The organism is Acidithiobacillus sp. 'AMD consortium', from assembly GCF_008926505.1.
Taxonomy (GTDB): domain Bacteria; phylum Pseudomonadota; class Gammaproteobacteria; order Acidithiobacillales; family Acidithiobacillaceae; genus Acidithiobacillus; species Acidithiobacillus ferridurans.
On the sequence record NZ_CP044411.1, the window covers coordinates 1,312,289 to 1,336,136 of the forward strand.

Below are 23,848 nucleotides of genomic sequence, written 5' to 3' on the forward strand. Positions count from 1 at the left end.
AGGCACTTAAATATCCGACATAGCATAGTGGGCAGAAGGGTGGCGAAAATAGCTGGTGACCTGGTGCGGCATTTGGCGCAGACGCTCCATGAAGGCTGTTGCCTTGGCTATCAGCGAGTTTTTCTCAGTGCTGACCGTGCCGACACGTAGAGCCGTTTTGAAGTCCCGATTCAGGTATTCGTCGGGGTTGGATTCCGGCGCATAGGGCGGCAGAAAGGCCAGTTCAATACGGTCTTTTTTATCCGCGAGCCAAGTCGTTACCATCTTGGCATGATGCACACGCAGATTATCGACTACCAGATAGATTTTCTTGGGCGCATTCTGAATCAAGGCCGTGAGAAAAGCGATGAAACGCTCCGCATCCATGCTGCCTTCGACAATCTGGAAAGCGACTTTGCCCTGCGGAGAAATCGCCGAGATCATGGATAGCGTGGTCCATCGGGCGGGAACAGCCAATACCGGCGTTTGTCCCCGAGGAGCATACCCGCGCACCCAATGGGCATCTTCCTTGACGGCCGTCTCGTCCCCCCAATAAATCACCGCTCCCTCTTGGGCCGCTTGCGCGCGTAGGCGGGGATAATCCTGCTCCAACCACTGACGGACCGCTTCTGGATTCTGCTCCAACGCCCTTTTGACAGGACGTTGCGGAGTGAAGCTCCAACGCTTGAAATACTTACCCACCAGACGCTCCTGGACCATCCGTACAGCAGAAAACTCTTCCAGCAATACGGCCACCTCTGTCTCTATGGCCTGTTCGATCAGGGAACGTGCCGCTCGCCGAAGTACGCCTTCGATGCCCAGGCCCAACTCTCCCATACCACCCTCAAATACGGTATTCTTTTCCACGGCGTACTCCTTACGTTGCTCACTTGGCCTGCAAACCCTTTGTAGCAACAGTACGCCACCTTGCTCAAGTCACTTGTAACCCGTCTATACACCAGTTTCGATCATAGCTCCTATGCGGACAAAAACCGTTCGAACTGCAAACAGGAGTCCGGCAACCCTTGGCTCAGAGCTAATTCCGTCACCCCCTGGACCAATCGCGTTGATCCGCAAACATACAGATCCGGTAAAGTGGCAAGACTTCCCAGATCGTCGCGCAAGGCATCCACCACGCTGCCTCGATAATCCACCCAGTGATTGCCAGGACGTGAAAGGCATATCTTCACCTGCAGTTGGGGAAGTTTATCCTGGATCTGACGGATTTCCTCCTGACAGAAGAGTTCGTCTTCATATCTTGCGCCGAAGTACAGACGTGCCGGAAGCATTTCTCCCCAATCTGCCATGCGTCGCAGCATCGACAGTAGCGGCACGAGACCTGTCCCGCCACCAATGAACCAACGTGGCCGCAGGCCGTTTTCTCTCAGGGTAAAGGTTCCCAGTGGTCCACGTATGTTCAGGCGATCGCCCACCAAGGCGGATTCCAGATAGGTAGAGAAGGCACCACCTGGTCGTAGCGTGATGAAAAATTCCAGGTCGCCATTCCAGTTGGTGTTGTTGGCTAGAGAATAGGCGCGACGCGCATCGCTGCCAGGTACCTGGATTTCCATAAATTGCCCAGCTTCGAATTCCGCAGCTCCCCCTTGCTCATCAGGTTGCAGGCGTAATAACAGTCGTCGCGTACCCGTAGCCACCATAGTGACGTCCACTACTTCTGCCTCGCGCTCCGGGATGCGCTCAAAGCGGATGTAGTTGTAGTCATAAGGCGCCTCCAGAATCAGATCCGCTCGCGGATAGGTACGGCACAGAAGTACATCGCCTCGTGCCTGCGCTTTCTCTGGCAGGGCTTCCATACTGACTTCACCCAGGTGATAAGTGCCTGCGGTAACGGTGGCCACGCAGGCTCCGCAAGTTCCCTTCCGGCATTGGGAAGGAAGCAGGATACTTTCCCGGTCCGCAGCAGAGAGTAAATCTTCCGCCTCAGAACAGACGAAGGACACCTGTTGCTTATCACGGGTATGGATAGTGATATCGTAGTTGATCATGATGTGCTCATCCTTATGCCGCTTCGTCCGTTGCAGAACGAAGCGGCGTTCCATTGTGCTATGCCGTATGCGCCAGAGCCGTCTGCAAATCCGCTTGCGCCTCGCCAATAAGATCGAGATCAAGATCGAAACGTGATTGGAGCTTCTGCACCAAAGTTGGTGTGAGATAGGCAGGCAGGGTGGGCCCCAGCTTGATTCCCTTGATACCCAGAGCCAGCAGGGAAAGGTGAATGGCGGTAGCCTTTTGTTCAAACCAGGAGAGCATGATCGACAACGGCAGGTCATTGACCCCACAATTGAATGCCTCGGCCAGGGCACCCGCTACCCGGATGGCGGAGTGGGCATCATTGCACTGGCCTATATCCAGCAGGCGGGGGATGCCTCCAATATCTCCGAATTCATGCTTGTTGAATCGATACTTACCGCATCCCAGGGTCATCACTACCGAATCGGCGGGGGCATTATCCGCCACCTCCGTGAAGTAGTTGCGCGCCGGAGAAACACCATCGCACCCACCGACGAGGAAGAAGTGGCGAATATCTCCGTGTTTCACCGCATCGACGATTTTATCCGCCACACCCAGGAGAGTGTGATGCCCAAAACCGATGGTGATACGCTGCTCTTTTGCATCGGCAGTAAATCCCGGTAATGCCTTGGCGGCCTGGATCACCGGGGTGAAATCCCCATTGTCGATATGGCGGACGCCGGGCCACCCCACTGGGCCAAGGGTAAAAATTCGATTTTTATAACTTCTGCCCGGCTCAATGATACAGTTGGAAGTCATGACAATGGGCCCAGGGAAATCTGCAAATTCACGCTGCTGATCTTGCCATGCTCCCCCTAGATTCCCGGCCAGATGAGGGTATGCCTTGAGCAAGGGATAGGCGTTGGCTGGCAACATCTCCCCATGGGTGTAAACATTGATCCCCTGATCCTTGGTCTGCTCCAGGATTTGTTTGAGATCATGGAGATCGTGACCGCTGACCAGGATTGCCTTGCCCTGGATCGGGGAGATGCGCACAGAGGTAATTTCCTGCGCTCCAAAACTGTCCGTATTGGCAACGTCAAGCAACTCCATCACCTTCAGGTTCAAACGGCCGACTTCCAATGATTCTTCCAACATTTCATCGAGGTCCGTTGGATTACTTGCCAAGTAGTCCAGGATTTCCTCTGCCTGCGCATCGACTTCGTCGCTCTGATAACCCAGGACGCGGGCATGTTGAGCATAAGCGGCTACGCCTTTCATGCCGTAGAGGATGAGGGCACGAGCACCGATCACATCGGATCCGAGATGTTCTACGTCGGCGTTTATGGCGACGCTAGGGGCTTGACGCAGCAGTTGTTCCAGACTATCGGCAGGTTGGAAGAGGGCCGGACCGGACAGGATTTCGGGAGTCTTGCCCTGCTCTCGCGCCGCTTCCTCGTACAATAATTTGATCCGTTCACGCCTTTTGCTGGCCTCCTGGATCAGGTGGACAAAACGTGTGGCAGTGAAGTTCACATTGGTGAGCGTGGTGAAAAGCCCATAAAAAATGAAGTCGTCCGTACGTCTGTCGGCAACACCCATCGCCCGCGCCCGGCGCGCATACTGGGCAATGCCCTTCATAAGGTGCGTGAGAATGTCCTGCAGACCGGCAGTGGCCTCATCCTTGCCGCACGTTCCCGGCTCACTGGTACAGCCTATTCCGGCGGGGCTGCGGGTGGTTTGTTCGCATTGATAGCAAAACATCATGGTGTCTCCTGAGGTTGTGGTGCTTGTTTGTCAACAATATCTGCTGTGATCAGGACCATCCTTGATTTCAATCAAGTGGCTGCGCCACTTCCTCATGATCGTCGACGGGAAACCCTAAGCAAAAGACAGGCGATTGACCCTGCCCGGAGATTCGGCGTAACGTATTTAACGTCACACTACGCTCCGCCTATCCCGATCAATTGTCTGGAATCCGGCGGCTGAATCCGCCTGCGAGACGCCACCCGCAGGCACATAACAGGCTGAGTTATGGTCCGTAAAAGCCGCATCATGGGGTAAAGATGGTTTTAGACACGGTTTTGTTCGCCCAAAAGCCAGATTGATGACAATCGGCCAAGTAGAGTTAACAGAAATGGAGCGATTGCGCCGAACAGAAATATTCTCTGTCTGGTCGGATGAGGACCTTTCGCATTTGTTTAAGGGCGCACGTGTTCTGGAGATGAGTGTCGGGCAAATCCTTTTCCTCGAAGGCGATGCAGCTACCGCTTTCTATTTTCTTCTGGATGGACAAGTGAAGCTGGTGACGTCGGCTGCTGACGGCCACGAGAAAATAGTTGATATTTTGCAAGGCGGAGACCTTTTTGCAGAAGCTGTAGCCTTTTTGGGATATCGTTATCCTGTGCAGGCAATAGCGGCCATGCCGAGCCGGGTTCTGGAAATTCCCCTTACGATATTTCTCGTCACCCTACAGCAGCATCAGGAGCTGATGCTGCAAATGTTGGGCAGACTGAGTCTGCGTTTACGTCATTTAATAATGGAGTTGCGACATCTTACTGTGGAATCCGCTGACCAACGGGTTGTAGGATATCTGCTGGAACTTTGCCCATCGGGAAATTCTCCCGTGAGTTTGCTTCTACCTGCCAAAAAGGCCATGATCGCGGCGCGACTAGGTTTAACCCCGGAAACATTTTCTCGTGTGTTGAAGCGATTGCGAGAGGAGCATTTGATCACGGTTGAAAAACTCAAGATATACATTCACCGCCCTTCTGCGTTACGGCAATGGGCGAAGGAAGACCGCTGAAGAGACACGAACCATGGGGCCTCCAACCGGTTTGTGGCCTGGCAATACCAGGCGATATCAGGCGACCCGGCGGCTTTGCGCTCTCTGCATGGCGCGCAAAGGCGCCGATTCGGTGATTTTGATCTGTTCCGGTCGCAGGCAGGGCTGCTTGGCCAACACCTCCAGGAATCTAGCATCCAGCAGAGATGGGGCAAAGCTCCCGGTTTTGCCGGGAGATATTTACCTATTTATGCTGTGCTATTGCTTGGTGACCGTCTTTTGGCCATCAACCATTATTCCATAACGTATGATCTCTTTTGAGAAAGTCGTCATGCGAAATATAATGAGAGCAATCGGAGGAAAATGTCAACCCTACGGTGCCGTTAAAGATGTTGACAGATCCTGAGCGCAAATAAAATATTCCTTGCATAAATCTCAATGTTCGTAAATTGCTCAATATTTTCCGGACCTCTTGCTGGGGTACCACAGCTTCATCCGGATATGGACGCTTGGGATACGCCAAGCAAATATTGGGGTCTATCAGTTCGTCTATAGTCAGCAGACGGTACCGATACGGATCATCCATCACCCAGAGTATGGCTTGGCTGCTAGAGAAATGGAGAATTATATGGTATACACCATGTACGAGTATCAATTCTTCCACGACACTAAGCACGGTATCCAGATGTCTATCCATTTTGCTTTCGGAACGCATCTTCGTATCGGCCGTATCCGATATGAATGGGTCTCCTTCAAACCGCCGGGGATACCGGGGCTCTTCGTATATTTCGCCTGCCTGAGGCAAGTCCCTCAAGGCAAAATCCGCACCGATGAAACCGAGAAGTGTGCCGTCGGTGTCACGCACAAATTGGACGGCGGTCAACGAAGGCCGTAGCGCATGCAGACTGATATAGGCTTCGCACAACAGAAAGTCGACAGCTTGGACCCCTTCTCGTATGTAGGGCCACTGCTGATACTGCGCTTCACGATATTTGTTAGAATACTCGGCAGCCAGCAAGGCTTCTCTGACATATGGCCGGTCCGATCGATCCCGGCCAAAGTGCTCGGCGAGCAGACCTTCACGGCTGATGTTGGACGTTATCTGCACTCCGCGGGTGTCCAACACATATAAAAACTTACAGTACGGTACGTTGGAGAATGCCTCGCTCAATGCAGTCTCCATTTTTGGACGGTCACCCCACACACGACTGCATGCATCTGCCAGGCGCCGCATTGGCTCGTACAGCAACCCGGTAAGCAACGCGCGTTGCTGAAAAACCCGTCTTGGCAGGGAAGAGTCTTCTAGCGCTGTCATAAAAAAGAAATCTCCATTGTGGCTTGCGTCTCCTGCCGGCGTTGGACGGCTCTCTTACACATATCTTGCATCTTCCCTCCAATGGCTGTCTCTAGCAAGACCAGGTTTGCAATGCGGCAGAAATTTTCACGTCATCCGTGGCCACTGCTTGTCGCATACGCGACGGTAAACACTGCCATCATCATCAATTTGGAAGAGATAAAGCCAACCATTATCCACCAGTTCTCGGACGAGAATGTGGCGGGAAATGATGCTCTCCATCTCTGCCTGCGGAGCCTCAATCACCACGTTGAGACGGACCGGCTCATGGATCCAACGCTTACCGTCGTGCAGGGACTGCAAGGCAAAACCGACACGCAAATCCCCTCCATTCCCCTCTAAAACGCCGATAGATCCCCCAACGACATTATGTAGCACTTTATTGCCGCTGCCGAAACGCAGATTGTCTACCATGGAGCCGTAGTATTGCATGTTGATCCAGTTTGCCACCACCATGGGTGCGGTCATAATCAACTCCAATGTGGAGAAGCCCGCGTCCTTATGCCAGTCATAGTCATGCAAAAAAGCCCGACCTTCCAAGTCAACACCCCTTGTCCTCTGGCGGGGGGCTGCGATAAAAGCGGCGTTGCCTGCTAGTGCCCATTCGGGTCTGACTTCGGCCCAGTCCCGAGTGCGTCGCCGCATATCGCGCGTGACCACCTCAGGAGCTTGAGAGGCCGTACCCAGCAGGGTGGCGCGCTCCAACCGCGTAAGCTCACCCGCATCCGCCAGCCATTGGCGGAGTTGCGCCAGATCTTTGGCGTGTGTTGTCGGCAAATCTTCCGTATCAAAGATCGTCACTTCATCGGTTGTGGTGTCATGCAATCCGGCGATAAAATAGGTGTCTTTCGGAATTTTAAGCCCTTTTTCCTCAAGACCCCGGCGGGTCGCCGGATCGTTTAGCAAGGTTACCGCAATCCTGGCACTGGCTTCTCCCGTCTGCCCGGCACAAGCACCGCAATCGAGTCCAGTCCCCTGTGGATTATTGACCGTAGTGCTGCCATGGCCTGCCAACAAGATCAGGCGTGCGAATGTCTGCGTCAGCCCCATGTTTTTAAGGATGAATTCTCCGACACCCGCCCGCTCAGTTTCTGGTATTCCGGTACTTTTCGCACTGGATTTACCGTTACCGCTAGCGATCAAGCGTGGGCGCAATCTCTGTTTCGTCCCACTATCAAGGCCCCTTTCGTCCGGATGGGGTACGGTGCGAGTCCAACCCATGCTGTCACCGAAAAGCTTCGGGGCATATAGCAACCCGGTGGCTTCCACAAAGGTGAAAGTCGACACTGCTGATGTTTTGAAACTCTTCCAGGCGGTGGCTACCCGTAGGCGTAATTGCCTTTTTGCGGCATGCCGTTGCGTTTCATCCTCGCTTGCATGACTCAGGTCCTCGCACACCCGATAAGGCGGATTGAAAATGACTGGGAGATGCCCCTTAGGCGCATTCGAACCGAATGGGACGTATTCCATGAGTACGCCAAAGAAACCCGCAAAGCCCAAGGTTTGAATGCCTGGAGCCACTGTTTCCAGTGCCCGGCGGATGATTTCGGAGCGCACGTCTATGCAAAACGCAGCCTGCGCCACGGGTCGCTCAATGACTGTATTGCTTGGCCTCGATGCTTCTTTTAGTGATTTGATTAATGACCGCTGATAGCCGATCTCCAGCGCGGTTTGCAAAATGGCATCAACATGCTCCGACGGTTTTTCTATCGCCCTATTTTGTTGGGTGTGCAACATCAGGTGCCATTGTTTTCGTACGGCGATATCTGCGCAGGTCTTGTGAAGAATGGCATCCCAACACACGCGGATGGCGAGAAGATCACGCAAGGATTGATCGGTCTCACCCTTCAATTCGGCCTGCCAACGCAAATATCTAGCCCAACCCGCCCAGCCGCCGATACTCAGGAGTGCTGCAAAGAGATAATCATCGATCAGATCGAACGGGACGGAGAGTTCCTTCAGAGCCAAGGCAATGGCCGTTTCAGCGGCTGCCGGGAGTGCGGCGGCCGCTTCTCCAATCCCGCGCAAACCGACCATTCGCGGGCTCTTGTCGAAATGCATGAACTTTAACCAAGCCTGATACATCGGGTCATCGCGCCACGGCATGCTCCATGTGGCCTGCCCCTCGTCAAAGTACGCCGCGCAATATTGGCTAATCCTTTCCACAACGAAGCCTGGCCAATCCCGACGATCATCGGCAAACATGGCATCCGCGAAGACCGGAAAGGGCACGTTCCGGCTTGCCGATCGTTGTTTCATCGCCTGCTTGAGCTGGGTAACACTCCAATTGCTGTGCATTTCCTTCAGTGCTTCGTCTAAATCCTCTTGGGTGATCCGTCCGTTGGCGATCTGTTCTTCATAATAGGGCCGCGGCATAGTCAGTCCCTCGCCGGTGATCTTACGAAGCATCTGATCCGCTTGCCAGAACGGTTGATCGCGCAAGCCAAAGTATGGATTTACCGCAACAAAGTGCTTGAGCGGCCAGAGGGGAGCAATTCTCTGGCATGCGCCTTCAATGTTCGCTTTGATGTCCTGATATGGGTTTGATGTCGCTGGTGCTTTCATGTCTACTCCTCCGGGAACTGAACTTGTGGATTTGCCGCATCCAGTGTTTTTCCTATCTTCGATGCGTGAAGAAAGGCCATCTGACTAAAAACAAGATCAACATACAGTCCATTGTATAGGTTCACATACACGGCCTGCCAAAAAGGTGACTTCTGCAACCGGGGCAAAAGTTGCTGAATGTGCAACAAGGAAAGAAAAGCCACGACGATAAGCGCCAGTAACCAGATTGGAATATGATCAGCCTGCACGGTATCACTGGGAATGCTGGTTCCCAGCAAGTAGGTGGACAGATCATGCAGCCCAAAATAGGCTGAACAAACAATGATGCTTAACAGAGCCACTCGGGAAAGCAAGGTGCCGGCTCCGACTCCAGACCTATTGAGGGCTTGCAGCAGGAGCTGGCCCATCGCAATGGCGACGATGGCGCCGATCGTCAGCAAAGTGGGTTGCTTTTGCAAATCGATGCCAAATGCCATGGCAACTCCAAAGGTGACTAGCCCTGATATAAGAATTGCCAATTCCGCTCGTCCGAGCGTTTGCTTTGTATTGAGCTTCTGGATCATCGGTCCACGGAAATTGTCTACCACACTTCCGGAAGAAAGGAACGCATGCGCCTTATAGACGGAGTGAGCGACAATATGGAGTACGGCGATACTGTACAAACCCAAACCACATTCCATCAGCATAAAACCCAGTTGCGCAGAAGTGGAATATGCCAGCGATTCTTTGATATTGGTTTCCGTCATCATCATGAGAGATGCCACTGTTACAGATAAAAGTCCCGCGAGAATGAGTACGGTCCAGGCCCAGCTTACGTGGGTAATCATGGGGCTGACACGCAAGAGCAGGAATGCGCCGGTATAAATGAGTCCCGCATGTAATAGTGCCGAAACCTGCGTGGGGGCCTCCATAACCTGAATAAGCCAACCATGCAGGGGAAATATCCCGCTCTTTAAAATAGCACAGAGTACAATCAGGCCTGTTGCGATCTGCAAGCTGGCAGGAAGACTTCCGTGCCACGTGTGCATCCACTGTGCGATTCCTGAAAACTCTGCTCTTCCTGTGGTCCGTGCTATCAGCAGAAAAGCGGTGAAAAGGCTCACGTCGGCGATACGCGAAAACAAATATTTTTTGCGTGCCGCAATCACAGCGAGCGGACGTTCGCGATAGAATATCAATAACTGATGTAAAAACAGGCTGGCGGCGATAAATGAAATCCAGAATCCCCAGATATTATCTGTCACAATCAGCACTAGAAATGCGCCAACGGTCAGACTCAGCCACCGGTGGAACCGTCCCTCATGGGCGTCCCCTACCATATACGAAGCGGAGTATCGAGAGACAATCATTCCCATGAAGGAGACCAACACGAACATGACGAGAGTCAATGGATTAACCAATATTCGGATGGCAAATGAGCCTAATTCCCATGGTAGATGGATCGACAGATAGGTCTGTGAATGCTGTATTATCGCCACATACATTGCTGTGGCAGCAATGCTACAAAGCAGCGCAAACCAATTGGCACCGTTGCTCAGCGTCTTGACCCAGCGCGCATGATGGTCCGCGCGGATTCCTACAAGTAAACCCACCAATAGCAATGGCCATGGTGCAACCAACATAAGAAGAGAGGATGCAATCATTCACAACTCCTGCGTGAAGTCAGAAATGTAGCTCGGTGACCATTTGCTACAGTCTTGCGAAGTGAACAGTAACCTGTATATCGATAAATAATAAGTTAAGATATTTAACCATGATGTTTTACTTATATAAATGGGTTATGGATCGGCACTCTAGTTGCTATTACGTAGATGGCAGTAGTGACGGTAGGATTGGATATTGTGGAGGTGCTGATGATGGCCGGGGTGTTTTAACCGCACGGGGGCGTTACGGTGGGGTTGAGGGCGCCATCTTCACGATGGCGGCGACTTCATCGCCACCGGTGGATCAGTCGCTACAATCCTCCAACAGAGGAGCCAGGGCATCGGCACACAGATCCAGCCAATGGCAAACCGGTGTCTCACTGCCGCTTTGAAGGTGTATCTGGCAGCCGACGTTGGCCGTGGAGATGTAGTCCGGCTGCCCTGCCTGCAAAGCCTCCAGTTTCTGATTGCGTAGCTGCTGGGACAGGGTAGGCTGCAAAATAGAGTAACTGCCTGCCGAACCACAACAAAGATGGCTATCTCGAACACTGGTCAATTGGTAGCCGGCTTGTTGTAAGAGCGTTTCGACCCCGCCTTGCAAGCGCTGGGCATGTTGCAGGGAGCAGGGCGCGTGGAAGGCGACTGTGCCGCGATTAGCGGCCACGAAAGGAATTTCCCCGGTGCGTTCCAGGAGCCATTCACTGGGATCGCAGGCCAGAGCGGCGACACGCGCAGCCTTTTCAGCATAGTGCGGGTCGTTTTGTAACGCTTCCCCATATTCCTTGACCATGCTGCCACAGCCGCTGGCGCTGACCAGAATGGCTTCAGCGCCAGCTTCGATCAGCGGCCACCAGGCGTCGATATTGCGACGCATATAGTTGTGCGCTTCATTGTGTGCGTTGAGGTGCAGGCTGAGGGCACCACAGCAACCGGCGCTGGCAGGCACATCGACAGCCACACCGAGGGAGCCGAGTATTTGCTCCAGGGCCACCCCGGTCGAGGGGGTCATGACGCTTTGCACGCATCCGGCGAGGGCAATGACCCGGTGCGTCGCATGGAACGTGGCCCGGGGCGCCTTCAGTCGGGGCTTGGGCAGGGTCGGAACCATGCGCGCCAAAGCATCCGGCAACAGGGGCTTAAAGATGTCACCGAGTCGTACCAGCAGATGGAAGCGCTCGGGATGGGGAACAATGGCGCGCAGCAGGCGGCGCTTCAGCCGCTCCAGTGTCGAGCGGCCCACTTCTGCCTCAATATGCGCGCGGCCGATTTCCGCCAGCCGCGCGTAGCGCACGCCGGAAGGACAGGTGGTTTCGCAGGCGCGGCAGGTGAGACAGCGGTCCAGATGTTCCAGGGTATGTTCCGTGGCCGGGGCACCGGCGAGGAATTCCTTGATGAGGTAGATGCGACCACGCGGACCATCCAGTTCATCGCCGAGAATCTGGTAGGTGGGGCAGGTGGCGGTACAGAAGCCGCAGTGGACGCAGCTGCGCAGTATGGCATCGGCTTCGGTTACGCTGGGATCATTTTGGAAGCGGGGGGCGATATGGGTTTGCATGGGCAGACCTCAGAGGGTGGCGTAAAGACGGCCCGAATTGAGGATGCCGCGCGGATCGAAGGCCGCTTTGAGCCGTTGTTGTATCGCCAGCAGCGGTGGTGCGAGGGGATGAAAGACCTCGCCACGGCGATTTCCACCACGAAACAGGGTGGCGTGACCACCGTGCTCCGCTGCCAACTGCCGCAAGGCAGTCGCATCAAGGGCACCACGCAGCCAGCGTTGACCGCCGCCCCATTCGATAAGGGTCTGATCCCCGAGCGGCAAGGGGGGGGTGGCCGGGGCCACGGCCAGACGCCATAAGGGTGCGTCCCCCTGAAAAAAATCGTTCCGCTGTTCGCGCAGTGCCACCCAGAAGGCCGCCGCCTCGGCATCGGGCAACCTTTCGCCGCCCAGCCGGGTCTGTGCCGCCCGCACGGCGCTTCCGGTGCCGGAAAGACGTATATACAGGTGCTCACCATCATACGCCGTAGAGGAGAGCGGCAGTGGCTGTCCAGCCCAGTCATTCATGCGTTGGACGGCGGTAACGGGGTCCATCGGCCATACCAGAGTCACGGTACTATCGGGACGCGGCAGCACCTTGAGGCTCACCTCGAGCAGAACGCCCAGGGTGCCGAGGGCACCTACCATCAAACGGGAGACATCATAACCGGCGACATTTTTCATGACCTGCCCGCCGAAGCGCAGGATTTCGCCTTGTCCATTGAGGATGCGCATGCCCAGCACCATATCGCGAGCCGACCCTGCGTAGGGACGGCGCGGACCGGAAAACCCACAGGCCAGCGTCCCGCCAATGGTCGCGGCGGGTCCGAAATGCGGGGGCTCGAACGGGAGCATCTGCCCGGCTTCCGCCAGTTGTGCCTCCAGTGCTTGCAAGGAAGTACCCGCGCGCAGAGTGATGAAAAGCTCGTTGGGCGCGTAGTCGATGATGCCCCGGTGGCCACCGAGATCGAGCAGATCGCATGCCGGCGTTTGGCGGCCATAAAACGTCTTGCTCCCGCCACCACGAATAGCGAGCGGTTGGGATCTGGCGTGGGCCTCTTGTACGGCCACCTGCAAGGTCTGGCTCTGATCTATGTCAAAAACGCTCCAGTTCGGGGAAAGGCAACTGGCCATGATGCACATGCATGGCCCCCAACTCGGCGCAGCGATGCAGGCTGGGTACGGCCTTTCCGGGGTTGAGGCGACCTTCGGGGTCGAAGGCGTGTTTGATGCGATGCAACTGCGCCAGTTCGGCGGCGTTGAACTGGACGCACATGCTGTCCAGTTTCTCGACGCCGACGCCGTGTTCGCCGGTGACGCTGCCACCGACGGACACGCAGAGTTCAAGGATGCGGTGCCCAAATTCCTCAGCGGCGTGCAGCTGTCCCTCGGCATTCGCGTCGTAAAGGATCAGCGGGTGCAGATTACCATCGCCCGCGTGGAAGACATTGGCGACCCGCAATCCATATTCTGCGGACCAGGCGGTGATTTGCTCCAGCACTTCCGCCAGGCGCTGGCGCGGAATGGTCCCGTCCATGCAGTAATAATCCGGAGCCAGACGCCCCACCGCCGGAAAGGCCGCCTTGCGGCCTTTCCAAAGCAGCAGACGGGTTGCTGCGTCCTCGGCTATGCGGATAGCGCGAGCACCGTGGCGTTGGAGCATGGTTTCGACCTCTCGCAGCTGTTCCTCCAGTTCCACGGCCGGGCCATCCAACTCACAAAGGAGGATGGCTGCGGCATCGCGGGGATAACCGGCATGGACAAAATCCTCCGCGGCTTCGATGGCGAGCCGATCCATCATCTCCAGGCCGGCGGGAATGATGCCCGAGGCAATGATGGCGCTGACCGACTCCGCTGCCGCCTCGACGCTGGAAAAGGCCGCCAGCAGGACGAGGACATGCTCCGGCATCGGCAACAAACGCACCGTGCATTCCGTCACCACACCCAGCAATCCTTCGGAACCGGTCATTAGCGCCAGCAGATCGTAGCCGGGGCTGTCGAGAGCCTGACTGCCGATCCGCAGGGTTTCACCCGTGGCGGTCAGCACATCCAGCTCCAGAATGTTGTGGACGGTAAGCCCGTATTTCAGGCAATGCACACCGCCGGAGTTCTCCGCTACATTGCCGCCAATACTGCAGGCGATCTGCGAGGAGGGGTCGGGCGCGTAATACAAACCCAAAGGGCGGGCCGCTTCGCTGATGGCCAGATTGCGCACGCCCGGCTGAACCCGAGCGGTTCGGTTTTCCCGGTCGATGGCGACAATATGATGTAAGCGGGCCAGACTGAGAAGCACCGCATCACGGAGTGGGCGCGCGCCCCCGGAAAGGCCCGTACCCGCGCCACGCGGCACCACCGCCACGCCGTGGCGCTGACAGATTTGCAAGACCGCCTGTACGCCCTCCCGGTCCGTGGGCAATGCCACACAAAGCGGCAACTCGCGCAGTGCCGCGAGGCCGTCGCATTCATATGGCCGTAAATCTTCCGCACCATGCAAGACCGCATCCGCGGACAAGGCCGCCTGCAATTCCGCAAGGAGAGCGGTAGGGTAGGGGAACGCTGGCATGCTGGGTCGGCACCTCACGCAGGGGCGTCGCCGCGTAAGCGGCGGCGGGCGAGGGCGAGGCTCCCTGCATCCCCCACATTGCCGGGGAAAATCACCACCGGCAGTTGGGGGGTGCGAGGGTGATCGGCGGGGCAGACCACCACAGAGCAGCCCGGCAGTATCTGCCCCATGACCCGCGCCATGCGCAGGGCGAGGCCGTCGCTGAGGACATCGTTGGAAGTGATGCCGCCCTTGCTGATGAGGAAACCGAGATCCTCCGGCAAGCTTCGGACCACCTCCATCAAGAAGGCCGACACGGCCTCCCCAAAGGCCAGACGGGCAGCTTGATCGGCAAAACGGCGCTCACCACGGCTCGTGTAGATGACGACATCCAGCCCTTTGCCGTGAGCCGCCGCCGCTCGCCGCACAATGGCCTCCAACTGTGCAGGGCGCTGCGCGCCCGCACAACGGTCCACATCGACCTCTATAGCCTCCAAGCCGGGTTCCAGGAGCAGACAGTCCAGTTGCTCCGTGGTTTTGCGCACGTGCGAGCCGACGACGATGGCACCGGCCCGGCTACCGCGCACCAGTTGCGCCATATCCTTGGCCGCCACAGGTTGCGGCGGTAAGTCCGCCAGCGCCGTCAACAGGCTAGCGGCACTACGGAAGAGAAAGCGCCTGCCTTGTGCCGCGGCAGCCCGTAAATCCCGGGCAAAGGCGGCGAGGTCCGCAGGTTCCACCGCATCCACCACGGCGCAAACGTTGTCCCTCAGGGCCAGAAGGTGCCCCAGGCAGCCCGCGCGCAACTCCGCCAGTGTGAAGCGCTCCACCGCCGCCGCCGGAATCCGTCCCTGAGTCTTCTCCTCCACGTAGTCCGGCAGAAAGCCGTGATGAAAGGCAAACACCGAATCCTTCGCAAATTCGGTCTTATGGGCGGGCGTCTCCACACCGTTCTGGCGCACGTAATGCACGCCGTCCCGCGTGATGCGTTCGCCCTCAAAAAAGGCGGGAATAAGAAAATGGGCGTCGAAGGGCCCCAACTCTTCGGCCATCACGTCGGTTTCCACCGGATAATGGCCGCGCAAGGTGGAGTCGGAACGACTCACCAGAATAGGCCGCACCGCCCGCCCCGCCGCTGCTGCTCGATCCAGTGCCACCCGCAGATTCCGGCAGATGTCGCGGGTGACCGCCGCCGCTCGCTCCCCCACCATGCCCCGGGTGTTGCTGAGGATGAAAAAGAGCGGAGCCGCATCGCGCAGAGCGATGGCCAGCGTTTCCACATCCCAGCGCGTGAGCAGCAGGCACGAATGCACCGTCTGCGAACCCGTGGGGTCGTCATCGATGACGATGATTTTATTGTCGGCGTCGACCATCCGCTACCATCCTTATCCGGCGTCGAGGCCGTGGATTTTATTGACGATGCTCTCGACGGTAATCCCGTTGAAGGCCATGAGTTCGGCCGGGGTGGCCGTGGTCTCACCGCGCAACCAGGCCAGCACATCGCGCTGCCATGCCCGGCTGCGCAGCAGCACCGGCTCCAGCGCCCCGGAAGTACCGCCGCTGATACCTAGCAGCACCTCCCCGATGAAGAGGTCGTGGAAGTCGGTGTCGCACATGAAGCCCTTATCCGCCTCGGAAACCGTGTGCGCGGCCACATCTGCCGGGCGGTAAAGCTGGCGGGGGTTGATCACCGACAGGATTCGCACCCGGTATCCCTCCTTCTCCAGCACCTGACTGGCCGCGAAAACCGGTAGCAGGACCATATCGCCGGTCACTGCCAGGGTCACGGTGCCACGGTTGCCCGTACCCGCATCATGCAGGAGCGCCGCTCCCTTGCGCACCGCCTCCCGCGCCTGTGTCATGGTCAGCCGTACCGGCATCGGACTTTTGGAAGCGATAATGACCATCGACTTGTTGACGCTGTTCACTGCGTACTCGTAGGCGGCCTGAATGGCGTTGGCATCCGTGGGATAAAGCAGAAAGACATTGCCGTTGCGCATCTGAGCGGCAAAGTAGTTCTCGATCTCCGGGCGCTGGTGGGTCCAACCGTTGCGGCCCTGCTCCAGAGCTCCGGCGGTGAACATGCAGACCGTGGATGGGGTCTTGCGCCGCAATTCCGCCATCGCCTGTGCGACTGTCTGCATGATGGGCCAGCCATTGATGGCAAAGGATTCATAAGACAGCCACAAGGAACGGCTGCCCAAAAGGGCCAGTCCCGCCGCCAAACCCGCGCAGGCATCCTCGTTCAGGGGTTCATAGACCTGCCCGCTGGGTTGCTGGTTATAGAGCGGATCTTCCGTGGGGTGGCGGATTTTCAGGGCGTCATTGATGTTCTTCATGGCCGAGGCTTCGTTGCCGTCGGCATTGGTCACCACAAAGCGCGGATCCTGCTGTCCCACCCAGGCCACCAATGCGCCCATGGCTGTGGCGGGTACGACCGGTTCGCCTAAGGCAAAATCCTCCAGGGGGAACTCGCCCAGCTTGGCGATTTCCAGCACTTGCTCGGTTACCGCCGTCTTGGCGGCGGGGCCACCCCCGGCACGCAGGAAGTTTTCGCGCACCAGCGCCCAGGATTCGGGACTGAGGGCGCGGCACTCCAGGGCAGCCTTGATTTCCGGGGAATCCGGAGTGTCTTTGGGATACAGGTTATGGGATTTGGCCCCCAGCACATGCACGCCCGCACCTTTCATCTGCTTGAGGATGAAGGCTGTGTGGCGGCCCCCCAAGGCGCCGTCCGCCGCCTTGGCCATGCCGGTCAGCACCGCTTCCATAAAGGCCAACCGCTGGCCAAAGGAAAAGCGCGTGGAGTCGACATAGGCACCTTCCTGACCGGCATCGTCAAAGTTCTTGGCATCCACCAGGATGACTTCGTCGAAGTCATGGGCGCGCCAATAGGCGATCATCTCGTCATTCGTCATCAGGGAAACCATGGAGTGATGTTCCTGACTAAAGCCATTCCAGACCAGCACCGGCAGATAATTGGTAACCCTCGGATAAGCGAAGTGAAAGTGCTTCATGGCGCTCAGCACATAAGGCTCCCCAAAACCGCCGTCACCGATGGTCACCGGGAAGAGGGTGCCAGGGTGCAGCAATGCGCCCGCCATGGCAAAGTGCTGTCCCTGCCCCAATGGGCCCGCGGGAGCCAGCAGGCCAGGGATTGCGCCGGAGAGATGACCGAGCAGTCCATGCTGTTCGCGGAAACGCGCCATCATGTCGTTCATGTCGCGGATACCCATTTCCTCCAGGGAACAGTCAAGGAACATAGCGCTGTAGAAACCCGGGGCGTGGTGACCTACTTCGGTGACGATGTTGGTGTGGCCGAGCATCACCAATGCGGCATACGCCTCCGTACTAGAGGCAAAACCGCCAGGATGTCCTGAGGACTTGGCGGCGCAGATCTGTAAAGTGCAGTAACGCAGGGCATCAGCCATGAGCAGGGTCTGGTAGACGGCTTCCATGGCCGCAGGATTGGGAATGGCCTTGCGTCCGGTCGCTATGGCGGCACTGCGGCCATACTCCTGGAAATTCGGCCAGGATTCACCAAAGTGGAACATGCCGGCGCAAAAGGCAGGGGCGTTGGCGGGCAGGGCGGTATGGGCGGTCATAGTGCGATCATCCTGTGACAAAAAGAAATTGCATCCACTCTAAGCAAGACGATATGATTCCGCAATGGGTAATCGTTTCCATAATACGGAATAATTTATGTCAACATCTAACACCGATAAAAACTCCTCCATCCAGGTGATCACCCGCTTGCGTGCTCTGCTGGATGCCCTCGCGGCGGAAGGGGGGAGCGCACCACTCAAAATACTCGCCGCCGTCACCGGACTCGCACCCTCCACCGCCTTCCGCATTCTGGCCTCAGCACAGGACAACCAACTGATCGCTCGCGATGCTGGCGGCCATTACCGCTTCGGCCAGCGCTTGCAAGACTGGGCGCAGCTCGCCCATGGCCGCAGCGACCTACGCGCCGTCGCCCGGCCCATCATGGCCTGGCTGCGCGATCAGGTGCAGGAGACGGTGAATCTTACCATCCAGGAGGGCGACGAAGTGATCTATGTAGAGCGCGCCACCTCGTCGCGGATGATGCGGGTGGAGCAGGTGATCGGCAGTCGCGCGCCGCTACATACCACCGCCGTCGGCAAGCTCATGCTGGCGCTGAATGGCGAAGCTGCTGTCCAAAGTTACGCTACCCGCACCGGCTTGCCGGCGCTTACTGTTCATACCCTGCGCCAGGCCGATGCCCTCTGGGAAAACGCCAGAAGCGGACTTGAACGTGGCTATGCACTGGACAATGAGGAAGCCGAGATTGGCGTCGGTTGTCTCGGCGTGCTGCTCCACAGCCGATTGCCCTGGAATGCCGGCCTCAGTATCTCCGCGCCTATTGAGCGGCTCCAGGAAAGCTGGGTACCGATGCTACAGGAGGCTGCGCGGCGGATAGATAGGGGCCACCAGAAAAATGATGTACCGTCCATAAGTTGAAGGGCCTGTAGGTGCATAGCGTGATGGGCAACGAGTAACCCCCATTTGATGGAAATGCTTGCTGATCGGTACTCTCAATTAGAGTTAATATTTATTAACTCTAATAATAAATATAATTAACTTTTATCAATTGTACGCTTCTCCCATACTGCACTCCAGTCAACGTCCTCTATGCGCGCTGACGGACCCGATGACGAGTATTTCCCCCGCGTGATATCGGGTGCGAGCCATGAGGTCCCGTGACCAACGCAATGAGTGTTCCGGATGATCCGCTTTTGAATGGAGCAATGGGAGGTTTTATGTCGCTTTTCAGGCAGATGGTAAGACCCGCAGAAGACTTGAGGCTTTTGGCTTTCGAACTCGCTCAGGACATTGATGCCATTTCGTCAAAGGGGGCGCAGTCCCCTGAAAAATTCAACGGCGCCCACGCACGGGCGGCAGGGCATTATGTCTGCGTACGTTATCACCACAATCAAGAGCCGTCTCTGCTTAGTATCTATGAAGCGCGCCGTTACTTGGCATGGCTCCGTGCCGGTCACGTTGGAACCCACTGGAATGTGGCGGATTGACCAAATGAAGTCGGGGTTGCCATGGCAACCCCATGGCCTGTGCTTTTTTGGGAGTCATGCCATCAAATGCGTGAGATAGAGCATGCAAAATATTCGCGTTTGAAAAACGCCATCTACAAAGATACAAGTGTGGCCCTACTTACCCAGCACGGCAAGGAGAAAGTCGTTACTCCTATATTGGCTTCCGCCATTGGCTGCGAAGTTACACTGGTGACGGGCTTTGACACGGACCAACTGGGTACCTTTACCAGAGACATCCCCCGTGCTGGCACCCAGATCGAGGCGGCGCGGAAAAAGGCGCGCATCGGTATGGAGCTAGCGCATTTGCCCTTGGGGCTCGCTAGCGAAGGCAGCTTCGGACCGGACCCGTTTACCGGGCTGTTTTCCTTGAACGTAGAAATGGTTGTCTGGATCGACGATACGCTCGGGATCGAAGTGGTGGGTGTTGCCTCGGGTAGGACCAACTTCTCTCATCTGCTCGCTGCCAACTGGGAGCAGGCCGAGGCATTCGCCCGTGCGATAGATTTTCCTGAACATGGGATCGTAGTGCGCCCGCGTCATGAGGACGACTCCCGCATCCGCAAAGGGATTGCCGACTGGGAATCGCTACGTGAGGCCTTTTTCTGGGCCTGTGGCGAGGCGGATAACGGCTGCGTCTTCCTGGAAACCGACGTGCGTGCGCATATGAACCCCATGCGCATGGAGATCATAGCTTCGGCTACACGAGATCTCGCAGACAAGCTTGCTACCCCATGCCCGGTCTGCAACACGCCCGGCTTCGAGATCGTGGAGCGCGTCCCAGGCCTGCCTTGCGAAGGTTGCGGCGCCCCGACCCGGGATACCCGGGCGGACATCCACCGTTGTGGCAGGTGTGGCCACCAGGTCGCGCTGGAACGTCTGGAGAAGGCCGCTCCAGCGGGTCACTGCGACTGGTGCAATCCATGATCCGAAGCGGCATGGCAGCCATGTGACGACAGCCCGAATGGAGGTGTATCGCGTTATGATGACTACGATTACCGAAGCAGGGCGGGATATTTCAGTAACACGTCTGTTTCTTTTCGTTCGGAGAACAGACGACCTTGCCAGTGCCTGCCAGCAGGTCGAGGAGTTTCTTGCATTTTGTCGCAGTCGCCAAAGCGATCCCTTTGCCAATGAACGTTTCTTGGGAGTCTGGGTGGAGGAGCACATAGTCACCAGTCTCCCTCAAGAGTGGGTACAGCCATTGTCAGCCACTCAGACCCTTCTTCTAACGATGCGGGAGATTTTTGCATTATGGGGTATCTGGTCAGTCGCCTCGATGGATGCGGTATGCCTGGAGACCAATGAGGGGATGGCCCTTTCCCACAATCTAGTGCTCGATGCGCTGATTGCACTTACGCAGGGGGACGCCGGAACAGTTGGCGCTTATTCACCGGTCTTCGCGCGTGGCACGCCAATGGAACAAGTGCATGCAGAGATCAAACAACTGAATTTTCTGTATCCGCTTCGGATCGCAGGCCCGGTTTATTGCGACCCGGATACGGGTGCTTTGTCCTTACAGGACGAATTGTCATGCCATTGAAAAAATGAACACGGTAAAACCCGACGCGGATGGTTATACTCCGACTTTGTGCGCCAGGAGGGTACCCATGGTGAAGCGATTCACTCTCATACGCCCCGACGATTGGCATCTCCATCTTCGGGATGGCGCGATGATGGCCGCGGCACTCCCCGACACGGCGAGGCATTTTGCGCGCGCCATTGTTATGCCCAATCTTCAAACTCCCATCACGACAGTCGATCTGGCGCAGGCCTACCGCGACCGCATCCTCGCGGCACTCCCAGCGGATATGCGCTTCGAGCCGCTCATGACCCTTTATCTCACGGACAATATGCCGGTGTCCGAGATCGCGAAGGCAAAAAACAGTGGCTTTGTGCAGGCGATCAAGTACTACCCGACCGGCGCGACCACCCATTCCGAGCATGGTGTGACCGATCTGAAGCGTGCCTATTCAGTGCTCGCGGCGATGGAAAAACTGGATCTGCCGCTGCTGCTGCACGGCGAAGTGACCGATTCGGCGGTGGACATGTTTGACCGTGAGGCGGTGTTCATCGACCGGCACCTCATGCCGTTGACGCGCGATTTTCCCGGCCTGCGCATGGTGCTCGAGCACATCACCACACGCGCGGCGGTCGACTTCGTTCGGCAGGCCCCCAACAACGTCGCCGCGACGATTACCGCGCACCATCTGCTGCTCAACCGCAACGCGCTATTCGAGGGTGGGTTACAACCACATCATTACTGCCTGCCGCTCCTAAAGCGGGAGACGCAGCGCGCAGCGCTTGTCGACGCAGCCACGAGCGGCAACCCGAAGTTTTTTCTCGGCACCGACAGTGCGCCGCATTCGCGTCAAGCCAAGGAGTCCGCCTGCGGCTGCGCTGGCATCTATACCGGGCACGCTGCAATGGAACTGTATACCGAGATTTTCGAGCGCGCCGGTGCGCTTGACCGGCTGGAGGCCTTCGCAAGCTTCCACGGGTCCGATTTCTACCGGCTGCCGCGCAACCGGGACACCCTCACCCTGGAGCAACGGAGCTGGACGGTGCCTGAAGAACTGTATTTCGGGAAGGACACGGTCGTGCCGCTACGCGCCGGAAAAACGATGGCGTGGACGGTGCTGACATGAGCAGGCAGCGTGCTGGCCCGCAGGATTCGGTAAATTTCCGCTGCATTTTGCTGCAGCTTACGCATACTTAGGAGGGTAATGATGTCTGACAACCGCAGAAGCAAGACCATCACGCAGGGCGTGCAGCGCTCGCCCAACCGGGCCCTGCTGCGTGCGGTGGGGTTTGGTGATTGGGACTTCGACAAGCCTATCGTCGGCGTGGCGAACGCGCACAGCAGCATCACGCCTTGCAATATCGGTATCGGCGCGCTTGCCGCCCGTGCGGAAGCGGCGCTCAAATCGGCTGGTGCCATGCCGCAAACGTTTGGCACCATCACCATTTCCGATGGTATTTCGATGGGTACCGCCGGCATGAAATATTCGCTGGTGTCACGCGAAGTGATTGCCGACTCCATTGAAACGGTGTGTCAGGGCCAGAGCATGGACGGCGTGCTCGCCCTCGGCGGCTGCGATAAGAACATGCCGGGCGCAATGATCGCCATCGCCCGCATGAACATTCCGGCCATTTTCGTTTATGGCGGCACCATCAAGCCGGGCCACTACCGGGGCCAAGATCTGACCATCATGAGCGCCTTTGAGGCGGTGGGGCAACACACCGTCCATAAAATTGACGACGAAGAACTGCTGGAAATCGAGCGTCGCGCCTGCCCTGGCGCGGGCTCCTGCGGCGGCATGTATACCGCCAACACCATGTCTTCCATCTTCGAAGCCATGGGCATGAGCTTGCCGTACTCCTCCACCATGGCGGCGGAGGATGCAGAAAAGGCGGAGAGTGCGGCACAGTCCGCAGAGGTATTGGTAAGCGCCATCCGAAAACAAATCCTGCCGCGCCAGATATTGACGCGGCAGGCGTTTGAAAACGCCATTGCGGTGGCCATGGCCGTGGGCGGCTCCACCAACGCGGTATTACACCTGTTGGCCATTGCGCATGCGGCACAGGTACCACTCACCCTTGATGATTTCGAGGCCATGCGCGGGCGTGTGCCGGTACTCTGCGACCTGAAACCATCGGGCCGTTACGTCGCTACCGATCTGCATCGGGCGGGCGGCATTCCCCAGGTGATGAAAATATTGCTCGCCCACGGCGTGTTACACGGCGATGCGCTGACCATCAGCGGTCAGACGCTTGCGGAAGTTTTACAGGATGTGCCGAGCGAAGCGCGTACGGATCAGGAGGTGATACGTCCGTGGAATAATCCCATTTATGCCCAAGGGCACCTTGCCATCCTGAAGGGCAATCTTGCGCCCGAGGGCGCGGTGGCGAAAACCACCGGCTTCATGGCGCACAAAATCACCGGTCCGGCACGGGTTTTTGAATCCGAGGAGTCGTGCATGGAAGCGATCCTGGCGCAGAAAATCAAGCCCGGCGATGTCGTGGTCATCCGCTACGAAGGGCCCAAGGGCGGACCCGGTATGCGCGAAATGTTATCCCCCACCTCGGCGATCATCGGCGAAGGATTGGGCGATTCGGTTGGCCTTATTACTGACGGCCGCTTTTCCGGCGCCACATACGGCATGGTAGTCGGTCATGTCGCGCCGGAAGCCGCAGTGGGGGGCACGATCGCACTAGTCATCGAGGGAGACTTGGTGACTATAGACGCCGGACAGCGTGTGCTGCAACTCAACGTGTCTGATGAAGAAATCGGACGCCGCCGCGCCGTCTGGCAAGCACCCGCACCGCGCCACACGCGCGGCGTTTTGGCGAAGTACGCCAAATTGGTTTCCTCGGCCAGTAAGGGGGCCGTAACAGATTGAACG

18 protein-coding genes and 1 pseudogene are annotated in these 23,848 nt (G+C 57.3%); 7 read left to right on the plus strand and 12 right to left on the minus strand.

Annotated elements, in window-relative coordinates:
• Positions 1–6: 6 nt before the first annotated feature.
• From F6A13_RS06890 to hcp, 4 genes and pseudogenes are all read right to left on the minus strand, one after another.
• Positions 7–699 carry an IS630 family transposase gene (locus F6A13_RS06890; RefSeq protein WP_012607157.1) on the minus strand — a complete coding sequence of 231 codons (693 nt, stop codon included), beginning with the start codon at positions 697–699 and terminating at the stop codon, positions 7–9.
• Positions 685–846: pseudogene (locus tag F6A13_RS15795) on the minus strand (IS256 family transposase); the annotation flags it as partial. The pseudogene F6A13_RS15795 and the gene F6A13_RS06890, both read right to left, overlap by 15 nt.
• 110 nt (positions 847–956) lie before the next feature.
• Positions 957–1,985, minus strand: coding sequence for an FAD-binding oxidoreductase (locus tag F6A13_RS06895; RefSeq protein WP_041838742.1), 1,029 nt, complete (start codon positions 1,983–1,985; stop codon positions 957–959).
• A 58-nt stretch (positions 1,986–2,043) separates the two neighbouring features.
• Complete coding sequence (hcp, locus tag F6A13_RS06900) at positions 2,044–3,717, minus strand: hydroxylamine reductase (protein WP_012536673.1); 1,674 nt, start codon at positions 3,715–3,717, stop codon at positions 2,044–2,046.
• 340 nt (positions 3,718–4,057) lie between these two features.
• Here hcp and F6A13_RS06905 point away from each other — a divergent pair, with 340 nt between their 5' ends.
• Entirely contained in the window at positions 4,058–4,756 is a 699-nt protein-coding gene (locus tag F6A13_RS06905) for a Crp/Fnr family transcriptional regulator (RefSeq protein WP_009566370.1), read from the plus strand.
• A gap of 265 nt (positions 4,757–5,021) precedes the next feature.
• On the opposite strand, the gene F6A13_RS06910 is transcribed toward F6A13_RS06905, so the two are convergent.
• The 8 genes from F6A13_RS06910 to F6A13_RS06945 form a co-directional block, all read right to left on the minus strand.
• Positions 5,022–6,050 carry a hypothetical protein gene (locus F6A13_RS06910; RefSeq protein ID WP_012536675.1) on the minus strand — a complete coding sequence of 343 codons (1,029 nt, stop codon included), beginning with the start codon at positions 6,048–6,050 and terminating at the stop codon, positions 5,022–5,024.
• A 126-nt stretch (positions 6,051–6,176) separates the two neighbouring features.
• A complete protein-coding gene (locus F6A13_RS06915) occupies positions 6,177–8,654 on the minus strand; it encodes a YbcC family protein (RefSeq protein WP_151528131.1) in 2,478 nt (825 codons plus the stop codon).
• Positions 8,655–8,656: 2 nt separating this feature from the next.
• On the minus strand, positions 8,657–10,297 hold the full coding sequence (locus F6A13_RS06920) for a proton-conducting transporter membrane subunit (RefSeq protein ID WP_151528132.1): 1,641 nt from the start codon (positions 10,295–10,297) through the stop codon (positions 8,657–8,659).
• A gap of 304 nt (positions 10,298–10,601) precedes the next feature.
• Positions 10,602–11,852 carry a glycolate oxidase subunit GlcF gene (gene glcF, locus F6A13_RS06925; RefSeq protein WP_012536678.1) on the minus strand — a complete coding sequence of 417 codons (1,251 nt, stop codon included), beginning with the start codon at positions 11,850–11,852 and terminating at the stop codon, positions 10,602–10,604.
• A 9-nt stretch (positions 11,853–11,861) separates the two neighbouring features.
• Positions 11,862–12,974 (minus strand): glycolate oxidase subunit GlcE, encoded by a 1,113-nt coding sequence (glcE, locus tag F6A13_RS06930; protein ID WP_012536679.1) that lies wholly within the window; start codon positions 12,972–12,974, stop codon positions 11,862–11,864.
• Positions 12,928–14,394 carry an FAD-linked oxidase C-terminal domain-containing protein gene (locus F6A13_RS06935; RefSeq protein WP_012536680.1) on the minus strand — a complete coding sequence of 489 codons (1,467 nt, stop codon included), beginning with the start codon at positions 14,392–14,394 and terminating at the stop codon, positions 12,928–12,930. Before F6A13_RS06935 ends, glcE begins: the two co-directional genes overlap by 47 nt.
• Before the next feature lie 14 nt (positions 14,395–14,408).
• Positions 14,409–15,746, minus strand: a complete 1,338-nt coding sequence (locus F6A13_RS06940) for a four-carbon acid sugar kinase family protein (RefSeq protein WP_012536681.1) — start codon at positions 15,744–15,746, stop codon at positions 14,409–14,411.
• 12 nt (positions 15,747–15,758) lie between these two features.
• Positions 15,759–17,978, minus strand: a complete 2,220-nt coding sequence (locus F6A13_RS06945; protein ID WP_012536682.1) for a transketolase — start codon at positions 17,976–17,978, stop codon at positions 15,759–15,761.
• A 97-nt stretch (positions 17,979–18,075) separates the two neighbouring features.
• Between F6A13_RS06945 and F6A13_RS06950 the strand changes: the two genes are divergently transcribed.
• The 6 genes from F6A13_RS06950 (at position 18,076) to ilvD (ending at position 23,845) form a co-directional block, all read left to right on the plus strand.
• Positions 18,076–18,855, plus strand: a complete 780-nt coding sequence (locus tag F6A13_RS06950; protein WP_012536683.1) for an IclR family transcriptional regulator — start codon at positions 18,076–18,078, stop codon at positions 18,853–18,855.
• 239 nt (positions 18,856–19,094) lie between these two features.
• Positions 19,095–19,424, plus strand: coding sequence for a hypothetical protein (locus F6A13_RS06955; protein WP_225981993.1), 330 nt, complete (start codon positions 19,095–19,097; stop codon positions 19,422–19,424).
• A 129-nt stretch (positions 19,425–19,553) separates the two neighbouring features.
• Positions 19,554–20,369, plus strand: coding sequence for a DUF6671 family protein (locus F6A13_RS06960; RefSeq protein ID WP_225981994.1), 816 nt, complete (start codon positions 19,554–19,556; stop codon positions 20,367–20,369).
• Between the two features lie 55 nt (positions 20,370–20,424).
• A complete protein-coding gene (locus F6A13_RS06965; protein ID WP_012536686.1) occupies positions 20,425–20,985 on the plus strand; it encodes a hypothetical protein in 561 nt (186 codons plus the stop codon).
• A gap of 67 nt (positions 20,986–21,052) precedes the next feature.
• Positions 21,053–22,090 carry a dihydroorotase gene (pyrC, locus tag F6A13_RS06970; protein ID WP_012536687.1) on the plus strand — a complete coding sequence of 346 codons (1,038 nt, stop codon included), beginning with the start codon at positions 21,053–21,055 and terminating at the stop codon, positions 22,088–22,090.
• 78 nt (positions 22,091–22,168) lie between these two features.
• The gene (gene ilvD / locus F6A13_RS06975) at positions 22,169–23,845 is read left to right on the plus strand and encodes a dihydroxy-acid dehydratase (RefSeq protein WP_225981995.1); all 1,677 of its coding nucleotides are present in this window, start codon (positions 22,169–22,171) and stop codon (positions 23,843–23,845) included.
• Positions 23,846–23,848: the final 3 nt, after the last annotated feature.

What these genes read in the sequence shown, in the direction of transcription:
- F6A13_RS06890 (WP_012607157.1), bottom strand. Translation starts at nt 699, where the DNA reads ATGGTCCAGGAGCGTCTGGTGGGTAAGTATTTCAAGCGTTGGAGCTTC.
- F6A13_RS06895 (WP_041838742.1), bottom strand. Translation starts at nt 1,985, where the DNA reads ATGATCAACTACGATATCACTATCCATACCCGTGATAAGCAACAGGTG.
- hcp (WP_012536673.1), bottom strand. Translation starts at nt 3,717, where the DNA reads ATGATGTTTTGCTATCAATGCGAACAAACCACCCGCAGCCCCGCCGGA.
- F6A13_RS06905 (WP_009566370.1), top strand. Translation starts at nt 4,058, where the DNA reads ATGACAATCGGCCAAGTAGAGTTAACAGAAATGGAGCGATTGCGCCGA.
- F6A13_RS06910 (WP_012536675.1), bottom strand. Translation starts at nt 6,050, where the DNA reads ATGACAGCGCTAGAAGACTCTTCCCTGCCAAGACGGGTTTTTCAGCAA.
- F6A13_RS06915 (WP_151528131.1), bottom strand. Translation starts at nt 8,654, where the DNA reads ATGAAAGCACCAGCGACATCAAACCCATATCAGGACATCAAAGCGAAC.
- F6A13_RS06920 (WP_151528132.1), bottom strand. Translation starts at nt 10,297, where the DNA reads ATGATTGCATCCTCTCTTCTTATGTTGGTTGCACCATGGCCATTGCTA.
- glcF (WP_012536678.1), bottom strand. Translation starts at nt 11,852, where the DNA reads ATGCAAACCCATATCGCCCCCCGCTTCCAAAATGATCCCAGCGTAACC.
- glcE (WP_012536679.1), bottom strand. Translation starts at nt 12,974, where the DNA reads ATGTGCATCATGGCCAGTTGCCTTTCCCCGAACTGGAGCGTTTTTGAC.
- F6A13_RS06935 (WP_012536680.1), bottom strand. Translation starts at nt 14,394, where the DNA reads ATGCCAGCGTTCCCCTACCCTACCGCTCTCCTTGCGGAATTGCAGGCG.
- F6A13_RS06940 (WP_012536681.1), bottom strand. Translation starts at nt 15,746, where the DNA reads ATGGTCGACGCCGACAATAAAATCATCGTCATCGATGACGACCCCACG.
- F6A13_RS06945 (WP_012536682.1), bottom strand. Translation starts at nt 17,978, where the DNA reads ATGACCGCCCATACCGCCCTGCCCGCCAACGCCCCTGCCTTTTGCGCC.
- F6A13_RS06950 (WP_012536683.1), top strand. Translation starts at nt 18,076, where the DNA reads ATGTCAACATCTAACACCGATAAAAACTCCTCCATCCAGGTGATCACC.
- F6A13_RS06965 (WP_012536686.1), top strand. Translation starts at nt 20,425, where the DNA reads ATGATGACTACGATTACCGAAGCAGGGCGGGATATTTCAGTAACACGT.
- pyrC (WP_012536687.1), top strand. Translation starts at nt 21,053, where the DNA reads ATGGTGAAGCGATTCACTCTCATACGCCCCGACGATTGGCATCTCCAT.
- ilvD (WP_225981995.1), top strand. Translation starts at nt 22,169, where the DNA reads ATGATGTCTGACAACCGCAGAAGCAAGACCATCACGCAGGGCGTGCAG.